Origin of the sequence: Micromonospora sp. WMMA1363, assembly GCF_030345795.1 — a bacterium.
GTDB lineage: Bacteria > Actinomycetota > Actinomycetes > Mycobacteriales > Micromonosporaceae > Micromonospora.
This window is the reverse complement of sequence record NZ_JAUALB010000001.1, coordinates 33,954-48,960: the sequence shown is the minus strand read 5'-3', so window position 1 is coordinate 48,960 and position 15,007 is coordinate 33,954. Positions and strand designations below refer to the sequence as shown.

The window sequence follows — 15,007 nt, the reverse complement described above, 5'->3', positions numbered from 1 at the left end:
GTCCGCCGCGTCTCCGGGACGGTGGGTAGCACCGGGCAGGGGCACCTGGGCGCGGCAATTCCGGCAGATCCCACCTGTACGATGGCGCGTCGTGGCTGTGCCGGTGGTTGATCCCTCACTGAAGACCGTACCCCGATCCGCCGCGGCGCAGCGGTCGCGACGCAACTGGTGGCGGCCCGCCCGCGCCGACGCGCTGGCCATCGGCCTCTACCTCGCGCTCGGCGTTCTGGTCTGCCTCAACTACTGGGTGGACGTGCAGAACCGGGTGTCGTCCCACCTGCCGACCGACCACAGTTGGTTCGAGTGGCTCTTCTCGCACGGAGCGTACTCGGTGCGGCACCTGGAGAACCCGCTCTTCACCACCCGCCAGAACGCCCCGGCCGGGGTGAACATGATGGCGAACACCTCACTGCTCGGGGTGACCCTGCCGCTGGCGCCACTGACCATGCTGGTCGGTCCGCAGGTGGTGTACGCGCTCTACCTCGGCGCCGCCCTCGCCGCCACCGCCGGCACCGCGTACTGGGTGCTCTCCCGGCACCTGGTGCGGTCCCGGGCGGCGGCCTTCGTCGGCGGCGCGTTCCTCGGCTTCGCGCCCGGCGTCGTGCACCACGCCAACGGCCAGCCCAACTTCGTCTCCAACTTTCTCCTCCCGCTGATCGTGCTGCGGGTGATGCGGCTGGGCGAGCCGGGCCGCTGGCGGCGCAACGGCGTGCTACTCGGCCTGCTGGTGACGTACCAGATCTTCATCAACGAGGAGATGCTGCTGCTCACCGCGCTGGCCTGCCTGGTCGTCGTCGGCGCGTACGCGGCGCTGCGGCCACGGGCCGCGTGGCGGCAGGCGGGCACCTTCGCCGCCGCGCTCGGCGTCGGCGGGGGGCTGGCGCTGCTGCTCACCGCGTACCCGATCTGGTTCCAGTTCAACGGCCCGCAGTCCTATCGGGGACTGCAGGGCGGCGTCTTCCACAGCTGGGGCGAGGACCTGAAGGCATTCGTCACCTTCTCGCGGGACACGATCGCCGGTGACGAGGCGGTCGAGCGGACGATCGGGCTCACCGAGCAGAACACCTGGTTCGGCTGGCCGCTGGCGGCGCTGGCGGTGGTGGCTCTGCTGCTACTGGTCCGCCGATCCCTGGTCGCGCGCATCCTGGCGGTGCTCACGGTGGTCTTCACCGTGGCGTCGCTGGGTCCGAAGATCCGGATCGGCGGTGTCGAGACGGAGACCGACGGCCCGTGGGCCCACATCCCCGACGACCTGCCGCTGGTCGAGATGATGATGCCGACCCGACTGAGCCTGGTTGTGGTGGCCGCCGTGGGCGTCCTGCTCGCCCTGGCCTGGGAGGCGGCGTCCGGGGCGGGACGCCCGCCGGTTCCCGCTCAGCGCACCGGCGACGGGCCCCGGCGGTCCCGCCGCTGGCGTCGCCCGGTCGGATGCGCGGCCGTCGCGCTCGCGGTGCTGCCGCTGGTCCCCCGGCCGCTGCCCGCCGAGCGGGTCGAGCCGCCGCCGCACTTCGTCACCGCCGGCGGCTGGCGCCGCTACGTGCCGGATGGTCGGACGCTGGTGCCGGTGCCGATCCCGAGTAACGTGCACGGCCTGTCCACGTTGCGCTGGAGCGCACTGACCCAGCACGCCTTCCCCATCCCCGGCGGCTACTTCATCGGGCCCAACGAGAAGGGCGAGGGGGTATTCGGCGCACCGAACCGACCGACCAGCACGCTCATCTACTCCACCATGGACCGCAACGCGACGCCGAACATCACGGACGAGGACCGCCGCCGGGCAATCGAGGATCTGCGGTACTGGCGTGCCTCGGTGGTGGTGCTCGGCGCCCATCCCCGGGAGGCGGTGCTGCGTGACCTGATGACCGCCCTGCTCGGCCCGCCCCGGCGGGTCGACGACGTCTGGCTCTGGGACGTCCGCCCCCAGGTGGGCTGAATGACTTTCCCTGGTGCGCTGGATGGCTTTCCCCGTTGTGGACGACATCCCGGTGGGCGGGACGACGGTTAGTACTGCAACGGCGGGTCGTAGCTTCGGGTGCTGATCATTCGTTGGTTGGTTGTGGTGGATGCGCGGGTGGTCGGGTCGTGGGATGCCGGGTTGGAGGAGTTGTTCTTCCGGTTCGCGCATCGGTTTGAGCGGGTGGAGCCGCGGCGGCGGGCATGGGCGTATGTGCGGGGGCTACTGGCACCGTTGGAGCGGCGTAACGGCTGGACCCTCGCGGAGCAGGCTGGGCATGTGTCGCCGGACGGGTTGCAGGGCATGTTGTGCAGCGCGGCGTGGGATCGGGACGCGGTCCGCGATGACGTGCGCGATTACGTGGTGGACCAGATCGGCGATGCGGCCGGGGTGCTCATCGCTGACGAGACGGGGTTCGTCAAGAAGGGCCGTGCGTCGGCGGGGGTCCAACGGCAGTATTCGGGTACGGCGGGCAAGACCGAGAACTGCCAGATCGGCACGTTCCTGTGCTACGCCACGCCGCGGGGTCGGGCGTTGATCGATCGGGAGTTGTACCTGCCCAAGTCGTGGACCGGTGATCGGGACCGGTGCCGGCGCTCGGCGATCCCGGACGCCGTCGGGTTCGCGACCAAGCCGCAGCAGGCGCAGGCCATGCTGGAGCGGGCGATCACCGCGGGGGTGCCGTTTTCGTGGTTCACGGCCGATGAGGCCTACGGGCAGAACCCTGGCCTGCGGGGCTGGTTGGAGGATCGGGACATCGCGTACGTGATGGCCACCCGACGCGACGATCGGGTGCCCTCCGGGCTGCACACCACCACCGGTGTCGACGAGCTGATCGGCAGGGTGCGTGCGGGCGCGTGGCAACGACTGTCGTGTGGTGACGGCGCGCACGGGCCGCGCCGCTACGACTGGGCTCGGCTGCCGATCCGCCGCACCTTTGCCCACGGCCGCCGCGGCTGGGTCCTGGCCCGACGCTCGATCACGGATCCCGGCGACATCGCCTACTACGTCTGCTTCGGCCCCCGCGGCACCCGACTACGCGACCTGGTGCGGGTCGCCGGTAGCCGTTGGTCGGTGGAGGAATCGTTCCAGACCGCGAAGAACGAGGTCGGCCTGGACCAGTACCAGGTCCGCCGCTACGACGCCTGGTACGCCCACATCACCCTCGCGATGGCCGCCGCCGCGTTCCTCGTCGTCACCCGCGCCCTCGAAGCCGCAAAGGGGGCACCACCGCAAACGAGCGCAGCCAGATCCCGCTGAGCAGCAACGAAATCCGCCGCCTGTTCGCCCACCTCGTCCTGACCACCCGCCGTCGAGCCGACCACATCCTGCACTGGTCCGACTTCCGCCGTCGCCGCCAGGAACAAGCCCGAGCCGCCCACTACCGCAAACGACTCAAACCGCCATAAGTCACGACCCGCCGTTGCAGTATTAGGAGGGCGGGGAAACCCCCTTCTGTATGCCTGGCGGGTTGTACGGGGCGGAGGACACCCCTAACGCCGGGCGCTGACCGTGCGGACGTCCCAGACCCAGACGTCGAGCTCGCGGCGGCCGGGGCCGACCAGCTGCTCAACGGTCTGCCGCAGCGGCTCCGCGTGGTGCTGGTCCACCGGCAGCACCAGGATCGCCGCCCGCCAGTGCCGCAGGTCGTCCAGCGAGCGCCGGCGCTGCCGGTCGTCAAGTCTGGGCGTACGTCCGGTGGTGACGACCTCCGCGAGCAACGGGCCCATCCCGCTGGGACGGCCACCGAAGCGTCCCGGGTCGCCGGTGTTGCCGTTGCGCGGTGCGAGGAAATAGCCGCCGGGGATCTTGAAGCCGAGGTTGGTCGCGGCGGCCCAGCGCATCCCGTGGGTGTTGCCCATGCTCGGGACCGGAATCGGCACCAGCGTCTGGTCTGGCCCGACGTAGCCGCGCCACCGACCGGCGGTGATGAAATCGGGCACCGGCGGGCGTTCGGTCACCTGGAGCGGCATCGGGGCGATCGGCAGCAGCGCGAGGACCAGCCCGGCGGCGGTGAGCGTCCGGAGGGCCCCCCGCTGCACCGGCAGCGCGCGGGAGCGGTCGACGGCGAACCCGAGCAGCAGCCCGACCACCACGGTGGTGATGAGCCCGAAACGGGTCGGCACGACCGCATCGAGCAGCGGCAGGCGCACCAGCCAGTTCCACGGTCCGGTGACGATCTCCCGGTCCCACCAGGAAATCCGCTCACCGAGGGAGAGCACCGCGAAGAACAACCCGGTCACCGCGAGTGCCCGAACCACCACCTCGTGCCGCAGCCACAGAACGATGCCGACCGCGATGAGGGCCAGGCTCCATCCGAAGAAGGCGTTCTCCTCGGAGTAGTTCGGGGCAAGATTGACGTTGGCCCGCTCGCTGCCGCCGAGAGTCGGCGAACCGGAGGCGACGAAGGCGGCGACGTCGTTGCCGTAGTCACGGACCGCGTCGCTCAGCCCGTGGTACGCCATCGGGCCCGCGAACTGGACGTACAACGGGTACGCCAGCAGCGAGCCCGCCACGACGGCGCAGGTAGCGAGCGCCCTGCCCAGGGGGCGCCAGGCCGTTGACCACAGCCGCGGGCGCTGGGCCAGCACGGCGAGCAGGAACACGCCGCAGGCCAGCGCGGTGAAGAGCAGGATCTCCTCGTTGATGAATGCCTGAGCGGTCACCAGCAGGGCCAGCAGTGCGCCGTCCCGGTACGGGCGCCGGGAGCGGGTGATGACCAACACCCGCCACACGATGAACGGCACCAGGAACTGGCTGACGATGTTGGGGTGCCAGTTGGCGTGCGACAGCATCGCCGGCGAGAACCCGCAGAACCAGCCGCCGACGGCCGCCGCCAGGCGACTGCCGACGAGGTGCCGGGAGAGCACGACGTACCAGGCCGTCGCCGTGCCGGCGAGGGCGAGGGTCACCAGCACGACGAAGGTCACCGCCGGGCCGAAGAGCAGCGTCACCGGCACCATCGGGATGCCCAGCGCGAGGATGGCCGTGTTGGCCATCAGGTTGACGCCGTCCGGGTGGTTGAGCTGTTCGGTGAAGAACGGGAACTCACCGTGCAGCACCACGCGTACGGAGTGGGCCAGGAAGAACTGCACCTGGGCCGGGTCGCTGCTGTAGAGCGTGGCCACCCGACCGGCCGGGTCGGCCCAGATCCGGCTCGTCACCCAGAGCGCGGCGAGCAGAAACCCACCGACCACCGCGAGGTGCCGCCGCCGAGGTGTCCACGGTGGTAGGCGGTGAAGCACGGTGGTGGCGGACGAAACCGTCCGGGCGGGTGCGGCGACGGCGCCCTGCGGACCGCTGACCGCGCCGACGTCGACCGCGTCGACCGCGTCGACGAGGTCCGCGGCGCCGGCGCGCGAACCCGCGCCCGCCGGGGCGGTGGCCTCCCGGGCGGCGGCCTCCCGGGCGGATTCGGCACGGGTGTCGGCAGGTGTCACAGTCGGCGGAGTCTACCTGAGCGGGAAAATCACACCAAAGCCACCGATGGTCCTTTGTGGGTGATGACCAGTACCGCCGGGGCATCTCGTACTATGACGCTTCGCATGACGACCGCCGAGGCGAACGAGGGGGCGTGCAGGTGGCTCCAGCCCGCCGGCTCGGCAGAACGGCCGCCGCTCTGTTGACCCTGATCACCACCGTTACCGCCTGCGGGCCGGTCGCCGACCGGCAGCCGGATGGCCTGCGGATGGGGTACGACAGCCGGGACGGCTCACTGACCGTCTGGCCGGCCCGGGGCTCTCTCGCCGGAGAGGCGGGCGTGACGGCGGCGGTGACCGAGGCGGTTCGGAACTGGCGGTCGCCGATCGGCGACCGGGTTCACCTACCGTCGTCCGGCATCCTCTGGGCCGGCGAGGTGGACGCCGCGCCGCTGGCCCTGGTCGCCGCGAACGTGCCGGGTGAGAGCGCGTCCTGGCTGCTACAGGTCACGGCGTGGGACGGCCGGTACGCCGTCGCCCACGCCGTCGAGTACACCGATCCCGGCTACCTGGTCTACTCCGACCTGCTGCCGGTACGCACTGTCGAGGGGCGCCGCTACCTGATCTCCGCCCGGGTCGAGCAGGTACTCGGCCCGGACGACCGGGCGCTGGCGCTCGAGGACGGCCTCAGCGCATTGGTCACGGTACCCGCCTGTTCCGCGGTGCCGGTGACCGCCAGCCTGCGCGCCACCGAGTCGCTGCCCGGGGGCGGGCCATCGACCGACTCCTCGACCTCGGCAGCGACACGGCGGCGCCCCGCTACCCGCTGGTGCGCGACAAGGCCGGCTCCGGCCGGCGCGCCCTCGCCGGGCTCGACACCTGCGCGCTCGCCAGCGATCAGGGCGCGTTCGGCAGCGTCCGGCGCCGGGTCATCGGCCAGGAGTCCCGGGGCTCCGTGCCGGCGTCCTGGCCGATGGCGAAGCTGGCGGTCCGCACCGTCGGCGAGATCACGCTTGGCGACGGCGAGCCGGGCGAGGTGCAGCAGCTCAGCTGGGAGAGCGCGGACGACACGATGACCGCCGCGGTGTACCGCCCGGCCGATGGGGGCACGCCGGTGGCGTCGCCCGCCGACCGGGCGGCGCCGCTTCAGGCGTACCTGCTGCCGCTGCCCGGACGGCCGCTGGCCGTGCTGACCTGGCAGCCGACCCCAGAGACCTCGCTGTCCGTCCCGCCGGGCACCCCGCGCCTGGTCGACCGCCCCGGCCTGGTAGTGCTCCCGGTCACCGACGACCGCCTGACGGTCAGCCTCGCCACCCCCGACAAGAAGACTCATTACCGCTCCCTAACCGCCCCCTAACTCCAACGGCGGGCGTGGCTTCGGCTGCCGGTTCCGCAGGCCCGTCGCGGGGCCCGGGGGGGCCAACCCGATTTCGTCCGGCAAGCCCTGTTGATCCCCTAGCCGCAGAGATCCGCCACCAAGCCCCGCAGATGCTGTTGGCCGGCACCCGGGTTCGGGGGCCGGCCAGCAGCTTGTTTCCCCCTTTGGGGTCAGGTTGTGTGGCTTGGTGGGTCAGCTGGTCCAGTGTTCGGCGACGAGGTCAGCGGCCTGGGTTTCCCACTGGGCGTAGTGGAACGGGTACGCCGACACCTGCACCGTCTGCGCGGCCTCGGTCAACGGCATGTCCTGCCAACCGTCGACCTGCTTCAAACCCTTCAGGAACGCGGTGGTCGAGTACTCCGGGTCGGTGATCTGCTCCACCGTGCCCCAACCCGAGGACGGACGCTGCTGGAACAGGCCCTGCGAGTCGTGGTCGTTACGGTCACCCAGGTGACCCAGATTCTCCAGCTTCGACTCCTGCAGCGCGGTGGCGACCGCGACCACGGCAGCCCGCTCGTCCATACCCGCCTTCTTCGTCGCCGCGACGATCGCCTTCACATTCGCGACCTGCTCGTCACCCAAGTCGATCCGGGACTGCTCACCCTGCGTCCCGTGCGCAACCAGCTTGCCGGCGTCCGGCTTCTCCACCCGCACCACCCCAGCCGCAGCGGAGGCGGGCGCGGTGTCGGTGACAGCCGTCAGAGGACCAGCGACGACACCGGTACTCAGAGCCAGACCAGCGACACCAAGGACACTACGACGGAAGACCGTGTTCATGAAAGACGCTCCATTCGGGGGTCGACACCCACACACACCCGAGGGAGTCAGGGCGCAGGGGTACAAGCACCGTCCGGCGCTCACCAAACAAGAAAGGGCAAAACAAGGAAGAGCCAACGGCCACCGCCACGCCCGGGGGGACACGCACACGGCGCCGGGTCCAGATGTAACGACCGGCGGCCCACCACCATTCCCGGCGGACCCACACCCGCTCACCAGCGGGACACTCCCACGGCCGTCGCCACCGTGCAACGCCCCCACCCCCACCGGCATTCCACCACCAGCCCACCCCCGGGCACACCCCACACCGGCATCAACCAGACACCCACGACAACCACCCAAGCCTGATCCGCGCAATCCGGACATAACTTCTAGACTGGGTGATACCCGGACCAGCATCATCGCGCGGATCGTGAAGCCACCCGGCGTGAGGTCCGCGGATCCGGGCGCATCGGTCCTCGGGTTGGGGGAAGAGGGGACGGGAAGGTGGGGTGAGGTCAGGTGCGGTTGGCGGCGTCGTTGGGCGTTACCACCGGCTCCACCAGCTCGACGTCGAGGCGGGAGATCCAGCCGGTGACGTCCCGCGCCACGTCCTGTGCGGTCAGACCAAGGTCGGCGAGGATCTGCGTGCGGGTGCCGTGCGGATGCCACTCGGCCGGTACGCCAAGGTCGCGCACCGGCACCCGAACGTCGGCGTCCCGCATGGCCTGGGCCAACGCGTCGCCGACGCCACCGACCCGGACACCGTCCTCGACGGTGACCACGAGCCGGTGCGCGGCGGCCAGCTCGACCAGCTCGGCCGGCACCGGCCGGACCCAGCGCGGGTCGACCACGGTGACACCGTAGCCGTGCCCGGCGACCCGGGCCGCGACCTCCATGCCGAGGCGCCCGAATGAGCCGACCGCGACGAGCAGCACGTCGGTGCGCGCCGACTCGGCGAGCACGTCGACCGGCCCGACCCGACGGACAGCCGGCAGGTCGGCGGCGACGGCGCCGGTCGGAAAACGCACGACGGTCGGGCCGTCGTCGACCGTGACCGCCTCGCGCAACTCCTCGCGGAGGGTGGCGGCGTCCCGGGGGCGGCGATGCGCAGGCCCGGCACCACCCCGAAGACGGACATGTCCCAGATGCCGTAGTGGCTCGGCCCGTCCGGGCCGGTGATCCCAGCCCGGTCGAGCACGAACGTCACCGGCAGTTTGTGCATCGCGACGTCCAGCAGAACCTGGTCGAACGCCCGGTTGAGGAAGGTCGCGTAGACCGCGACCACCGGGTGCAGGCCGCCCATCGCGAGGCCGGCCGCCGAGGTGGCGGCGTGCTGCTCGGCGATGCCCACGTCGTACACCCGGTGCGGGTGCTTGCGGGCGAGCTTGGCGATCCCGGTCGGCTCGGCCATCGCGGCGGTGATGCCCACCACGTCCGGCCGGTCGTCGGCGATCGCGACCAGCTCCTCGGCGAAGACATGGGTCCACTTCACCGACGGTGCGGCGACGAGTTGGCCGGTCTCCACGTCGAACGCGCCCGGACCGTGCAGGCAGTCCGCTTCGTCCTCCTCGGCCGGCCGGTAGCCGTAGCCCTTGCGGGTGACCGCGTGCACGATCACCGGGCCGCCGAAGTTCTTCGCGGCGCGCAGCGCTCCTTCGACCGCCGCGATGTCGTGCCCGTCGACCGGGCCCACGTACTTGATGCCGAGGTCCTCGAACATGGCCTGCGGGGCGACCGCGTCCTTGATGCCCTTCTTGACCGCATGCAGCACCTCGTACATCGGCCTGCCGACCAGCGGGGTCGAGCCGAGGGCCTCCCTGACGGTGTCGAGCACCTTTTCGTAGCCCGGGTTCAGCCGCAGCGAGGACAGGTGGTCGGCGAGACCGCCGATGGTCGGCGAGTACGACCGACCGTTGTCGTTGACCACGATGACGAGCGGGTTACCGGCGGTGGCGATGTTGTTCAGCGCCTCCCAGCACATGCCGCCGGTCAACGCGCCGTCGCCGACCACGGCCACCACCGCGCGCGACTCCCCCCGCAGGGCGTACGCCTTGGCCAGACCGTCGGCGTAGGACAGGGCGGTGGAGGCGTGCGAGTTCTCGACCAGGTCGTGCTCGCTCTCGGCCTGGTTGGGGTAGCCGGAGAGTCCACCGCGTTGGCGCAGCCTGTCGAAGCCGGCCTGCCGGCCGGTCACGATCTTGTGCACGTAGGCCTGGTGGCCGGTGTCGAACAGGAGCCGGTCCCGGGGAGAGTCGAAGACCCGGTGCAACGCGAGGGTCAGCTCCACCACACCGAGGTTCGGGCCGATGTGCCCGCCGGTGCGAGAGACCTTGGCGACCAGAAAGTCACGGATCTCGGCGGCGAGGATGCCCAGTTGCTCGGTGGACATCCGCTTGACGTCCTGCGGACCGTGCACGGCGGCCAGCAGCCCGGTGTCGTTGGCCGTGTCCTGTTCAACAGTCATGACCGGAGAGTCTATCGGCCGCGCGACACTGCTCAGCTCGGCCGGGATATCGCGGCCCGGACCGGGCGGAGCGGAGCGCCCGGTCCGCTCCGCACCCGCCCCAGGTTGAGCGCGGCGCGCCACCGGTCTCCGCCGAGGCGGGCAGCAGGACGACGGAGGCCGGCACCGACGGCGCCAGCGGGCGTGCCCGGACGGATCAGCCAGGCCGCAGCAACCCCACCAGTTCGACGTGCTGTGTCATCGGGAACAGATCGAAGCCGCGCAGCTCCGCCAGCCGCCAGCCCAGCCCGCCGAAGGTGCGCACGTCCCGGGCGAAGGCAGCCGGGTCGCACGCCACATACGCCACCGCGCGCGGGCCGGCGCCGGCGACGGCCCGCACCACCCGGGCCCCGGCGCCCGAGCGCGGTGGGTCGAGCACCACCAGGTCCACCGGGCCGCTGACCAGCCGGCGCGCCAGCACCGCCTCGACCCGGCCCGGCACGATCCCGACCTGGGACAGGTCGCGCAGGTTCGCACGGGCCGCGGCGACGCCCGCTGCGGCGGACTCGACCAGGGTGACCTGCCCGGTCGTGCCGACCCGCCCGGCCAACGCCGCGGCGAACAGGCCCGCCCCGCCGTACAGGTCCCAGGCCGTCTCGCCCGACCGGGGCGCGAGCTGCTCCAGCACGGCGTCGACCAGGGTGTCGGCCGCCGCCGGGTGTACCTGCCAGAACGACGACGCCGGCAGCGTCCAGCGCCGGCCGGCGGCCCGCTCCCGGACCTGCGCCGGCCCGCTCACCGGCCGCGGCACCCCGTCGGCGAGCGCGGTCACCGCCACGTCCCCGCCGGTCGAGGCGACCGTCTCGACGGCCTCCGCGTCGGGCCAGCGGGCACCGCTGGAGCTGAGCACCGGCAGTTCCTGGATGGCTGGGTGGGCGATCAGGCAGCGATCGATCGGCACCACCTGGTGCGAACGATGCCTGAGCAGTCCGGCACGACCGGCGCCGTCGACCGCGTACCGCACCCGGGAACGCCAGCCCAGCGGCCCGCCGGGCAACGCCACCACCCGGACGTCCAGCGCGTCCAGCTCCGCGTCGGCCAGCCCACCCAGGCGGGTGAGCTGCTCGCGGACCACCGCCGCCTTCCAGTCGAGCTGTGCCGCCGGTGCGACGTGCTGCAGGTCGCAGCCGCCGCAGCCACCCGGCTTCGCATACCGGCAGGGTGGCTCCACCCGCTCCGGCGCCGCCGTCAGCACGGTCACCGCGTCGGCCCGGACGAAGCCCCGGTGCACCTCGGTGACCTCTACCACCACCCGTTCGCCGGGCAGCGCGTGCCGGACGAAGACGACCTGGCCGTCCACCCGGGCGACGCAGTGCCCGCCCGGCGCGACCGCACCGACGGTCAGCTCGACCCGCTCGGCCTCCGCCAGCCCCCGGCCGTCGCCCATCACCGGTCGTCCCCGCCGGTGCCGCTCTCCCCGGACGGCGTGGACACCTCCGACGGGGCGCCCGGCGGCAGTGTGCCGTGCGGCGCCACCCGGGGGCCACGGACCGGGCCGCGGGTGAGCGTGGCGTCCAGTCGGTCCAGGTTCTTGTTCGCGGTCGAGGCGAGCTGCCACGGCACACTGGTCACCATCACACCCGGTTCGAAGAGCAGCCGCCCCTTGAGCCGCAGCGCGCTCTGGTTGTGCAGCAGGTTCTCCCACCAGTGGCCGACGACGTACTCGGGGATGAAGACCGTGACCACGTCGCGGGGTGACTCCCGGCGGACGCCCGCCACGTAGTTGAGGATCGGACGGGTGATCTCCCGGTACGGCGAGTCGATCACGGTCAACGGGACCGGAACGCCCCGCCGTTCCCACTCGACCTGCAGCTGACGGGTGTCCTTGTCGTCCACGTTCACGGTCACCGCGGTCAGGCTGTCCGGCCGGGTGGCCTGTGCGTACGCGATCGCCCGGAGCGTCGGCTGGTGCACCTTGCTGACCAGGACGACCGCGTGGTTGCGGGCCGGCAGCACCGGGCGCCCCTCGTCCGGGATGAGTTCGACCGCGACGCGGTCGTAGTGCCGCCGGATGGCCAGCATCACCAGGTAGATCACCGCCATCGCGGCGATGGCGATCCACGCGCCGAGGAGGAACTTGGTGACCAGCACGATCACCAGCACGGTGCCGGTCATCGCCATGCCGAATCCGTTGATCGCCCGCGAGCGCACCATCCGGCGACGTACCTGGGGGTCCCGCTCGCTCCTCAGGTGCCGATTCCAGTGCCGGATCATGCCCGCCTGGGAGAGCGTGAACGAGACGAAGACGCCGACGATGTAGAGCTGGATCAGTCTGGTCACCTCGGCCTGGAAACCGACGATCAGCATGATCGCGAAGGCTGCCAGGAAGAGGATGCCGTTGGAGAAGGCGAGTCGGTCGCCCCGGGTGTGCAGCTGGCGGGGAAGGTACCGGTCCTGGGCGAGGATCGACCCGAGCACCGGGAAACCGGTGAACGCGGTGTTCGCGGCCAGGAACAGGATCAGGGCGGTGACGCCGACCACCACGAACAGCAGCAGCGACCCGGATCCGAAGATGGTCTCGCCGAGCTGGGCCGTGACGGTCTTCTGCACATAGCCCTGGGGGCCGGAGACGATCTGCTGCTTTGGGTCCTCCACGAACTGCAGGCCGGTCAGCCTGGCGAGCCAGACAATGCCCACCAGCATGGTCACCGCCACCAAACCGAGCATCAGCAGGGTGGTCGCCGCGTTGCGGCTCTTCGGTGCCCGGAAGGCCGGCACCCCGTTGGAGATCGCCTCGACTCCGGTGAGCGCGGCGCAGCCGGAGGAGAAGCTCCGCAGCAGCAGGAACGCCAGCGCCCAACCGCTCGTGTCGTGCCACTCGGCGGCGATGACCAGGTCGGCGCTCGGCGCGCGCAGCTCCTGTCCGAGCAGCACGACCCGGACCAGCCCGGTGAGGATCATGCCGATGATGACGATCATGAAGCCGTAGGTGGGGATGGCGAAGGCGGTGCCCGACTCCTTGAGCCCCCGCAGGTTGACGGCGGTGAGCAGGCAAACCGCGCAGACCGCGATGAGCACCTTGTGGGCCGCCACGAAGGGGATCACCGAGCCCAGGTTCGCCACCCCGGAGGAGACCGACACGGCCACGGTGAGCACGTAGTCGACCAGCAGGGCGCTCGCCACCCCCAGCCCGGCACGGGGACCCAGGTTGACCGTGGCCACCTCGTAGTCGCCGCCGCCGGACGGGTAGGCGTGCACGTTCTGCCGGTAGCTGGCGACGACGGTGAGCATCACCACCACGACCGCCACGGCGACCCACGGCGAGAACACGAACGCGGACGCGCCCGCGATGGAGAGCATCAGCAGGATCTCGTCGGGCGCGTAGGCCACGCTGGAGAGCGCGTCCGAGGCGAAGACCGGGAGGGCGATGCGCTTCGGCAGGAGGGTGTGCTGAAGCCGGTCGGACCGGAACGGTCGACCGACGAGCAGCCGCTTCAACAGTGAGGTGGGTCTGGCCACAACCGCCAAGCGTACGACCACCGGCGCCGGGACCACCTGGGTGGCCGATCACGGACGGGTGTACCGGCGGAGTACGGTCGGTCCGCGCCCGCGCCGGGAACGTGGCAGGCTCGCAGACGACTACCGGTCGGTGCGGACGCTGAGGAGGAGACGCGGTGCATGTGGTGATCATGGGCTGTGGGCGGGTCGGCTCGACCCTCGCGCACAGCCTGGAGGCCCGCGGGCACTCGGTGGCGGTCATCGACCAGGACGCCGACGCGTTCCGTCGGCTGGGACCGGACTTCGACGGGATCACGGTGACCGGAGCCGGCTTCGACGGCGCGGTGCTCCGGCAGGCCGGCATCGAGCGCGCGGATGCCTTCGCGGCCGTCTCCAGCGGCGACAACTCCAACATCATCTCGGCCCGACTGGCCCGCGAGACCTTCGGTGTCAGCCGGGTGGCGGCCCGCATCTACGACCAGCGCCGCGCCCAGGTGTACGAACGCCTCGGCATCCCGACCGTGGCCACGGTCCGCTGGACCGCCGACCGGATGCTGCGGCACCTGGTGCCCGAGGGCAATGTGGAGATCTTCCGCGACGCGACGAGCACCGTGTCGATCGTCGAGGTGCCGGTCCACAAGGACTGGGTCGGCCGCTGCGCGCACGGACTGGAGGAGGCGACCGGGGCCCGGGTGGCGTACCTCATCAGGTTCGGGATCGGCACGCTGCCCACCCGGTCCACCGTCGTCCAGGAGGGTGACCAGATCTTCATGCTGGTCACCGACGACATCGTGAACGCTGTCACGTCGGTGGCGGCGCTGCCGCCGGAAGGGGGACAGTGATCATGCGCGTCGCCATCGCGGGCGCCGGCAACGTGGGCCGCTCGATCGCCCAGGAGCTGATCGACAACGGCCACCAGGTGATGCTGATCGAGCGCCAGCCCACGATGCTCCGGCCCGACCGGGTGCCGGACGCGGAGTGGGTGCTGGCCGACGCGTGCGAGCTCGCCAGCCTGGAGGAGGCCGACCTCGCCGGCTGCGACGTGGTGGTCGCCGCCACCGGCGACGACAAGGTCAACCTGGTGGTGTCGCTGCTGGCCAAGACCGAGTTCGCGGTCCCCCGGGTGGTCGCCCGGATCAACCGGGCCGAGAACGAGTGGCTCTTCACCGAGCAGTGGGGGGTGGACGTCGCCGTCAGCAAGCCGCGGGTCATGGCCGCCCTGGTCGAGGAGGCGGTCACCGTGGGCGACCTGGTCCGGCTGATGACGTTCCGGCAGGGCGAGGCGAACCTCGTCGAAATCACGCTACCCCCGACCGCCCCGTACGTCGGCCAGCCGCTGCGCGCGGTGCCGCTGCCGCGTGACTCCGCGCTGGTAGCGATTCTGCGGGGCAAGCGGGTGCTGGTCCCCAGCCCGGACGACCCGATCGAGGCGGGCGACGAGTTGGTCTTCGTGTGCACCGCGGAGGTGGAAGACGCCGTCCGCGCGGTGGTCCTCGGGCCGGACAGCGTCGAGCGGACCCGCGAATCCCGCTGACCGCCCCGCCGGTCGCCGTCCC

General features: G+C 71.5%; 8 protein-coding genes and 3 pseudogenes. 5 read left to right on the top strand and 6 right to left on the bottom strand.

What is annotated here, in order from left to right; genetic code table 11:
* The first annotated feature begins 97 nt into the window (after window positions 1–97).
* Window positions 98–1,933, top strand: a complete 1,836-nt coding sequence (locus QTQ03_RS00230; protein WP_502889830.1) for a DUF6311 domain-containing protein — start codon at window positions 98–100, stop codon at window positions 1,931–1,933.
* Between the two features lie 138 nt (window positions 1,934–2,071).
* Window positions 2,072–3,214, top strand: a complete 1,143-nt coding sequence (locus QTQ03_RS00225; RefSeq protein WP_289280607.1) for an IS701 family transposase — start codon at window positions 2,072–2,074, stop codon at window positions 3,212–3,214.
* A 233-nt stretch (window positions 3,215–3,447) separates the two neighbouring features.
* Here the strand turns inward: QTQ03_RS00225 and QTQ03_RS00220 are convergent, their stop codons facing one another.
* Complete coding sequence (locus QTQ03_RS00220) at window positions 3,448–5,394, bottom strand: DUF6311 domain-containing protein (protein WP_502889668.1); 1,947 nt, start codon at window positions 5,392–5,394, stop codon at window positions 3,448–3,450.
* Between the two features lie 140 nt (window positions 5,395–5,534).
* Here QTQ03_RS00220 and QTQ03_RS00215 point away from each other — a divergent pair.
* A pseudogene (locus QTQ03_RS00215) lies at window positions 5,535–6,730 on the top strand (hypothetical protein).
* A gap of 213 nt (window positions 6,731–6,943) precedes the next feature.
* On the opposite strand, the gene QTQ03_RS00210 reads toward QTQ03_RS00215, so the two are convergent.
* The 5 genes and pseudogenes from QTQ03_RS00210 to QTQ03_RS00190 all read right to left on the bottom strand — a co-directional run bounded on the left by QTQ03_RS00210 (window position 6,944) and on the right by QTQ03_RS00190 (window position 13,472).
* Window positions 6,944–7,528, bottom strand: a complete 585-nt coding sequence (locus tag QTQ03_RS00210) for a hypothetical protein (protein WP_289276146.1) — start codon at window positions 7,526–7,528, stop codon at window positions 6,944–6,946.
* A 647-nt stretch (window positions 7,529–8,175) separates the two neighbouring features.
* Window positions 8,176–8,406 (bottom strand): annotated as a pseudogene (locus QTQ03_RS00205) (transketolase C-terminal domain-containing protein); the annotation flags it as partial.
* A 179-nt stretch (window positions 8,407–8,585) separates the two neighbouring features.
* Window positions 8,586–9,899, bottom strand: a pseudogene (gene dxs, locus QTQ03_RS00200) (1-deoxy-D-xylulose-5-phosphate synthase); the annotation flags it as partial.
* A gap of 271 nt (window positions 9,900–10,170) precedes the next feature.
* Window positions 10,171–11,400, bottom strand: a complete 1,230-nt coding sequence (locus QTQ03_RS00195; RefSeq protein ID WP_289276145.1) for a class I SAM-dependent RNA methyltransferase — start codon at window positions 11,398–11,400, stop codon at window positions 10,171–10,173.
* Window positions 11,400–13,472, bottom strand: a complete 2,073-nt coding sequence (locus QTQ03_RS00190; RefSeq protein ID WP_289276144.1) for an APC family permease — start codon at window positions 13,470–13,472, stop codon at window positions 11,400–11,402. The genes QTQ03_RS00195 and QTQ03_RS00190 overlap by 1 nt, the downstream gene beginning before the upstream one ends.
* 155 nt (window positions 13,473–13,627) lie before the next feature.
* Here QTQ03_RS00190 and QTQ03_RS00185 point away from each other — a divergent pair, with 155 nt between their 5' ends.
* Window positions 13,628–14,293 (top strand): potassium channel family protein, encoded by a 666-nt coding sequence (locus tag QTQ03_RS00185; RefSeq protein WP_289276143.1) that lies wholly within the window; start codon window positions 13,628–13,630, stop codon window positions 14,291–14,293.
* Window positions 14,294–14,295: 2 nt separating this feature from the next.
* Window positions 14,296–14,985 (top strand): potassium channel family protein, encoded by a 690-nt coding sequence (locus tag QTQ03_RS00180; protein ID WP_289276142.1) that lies wholly within the window; start codon window positions 14,296–14,298, stop codon window positions 14,983–14,985.
* The last annotated feature ends 22 nt before the right edge of the window (window positions 14,986–15,007 follow it).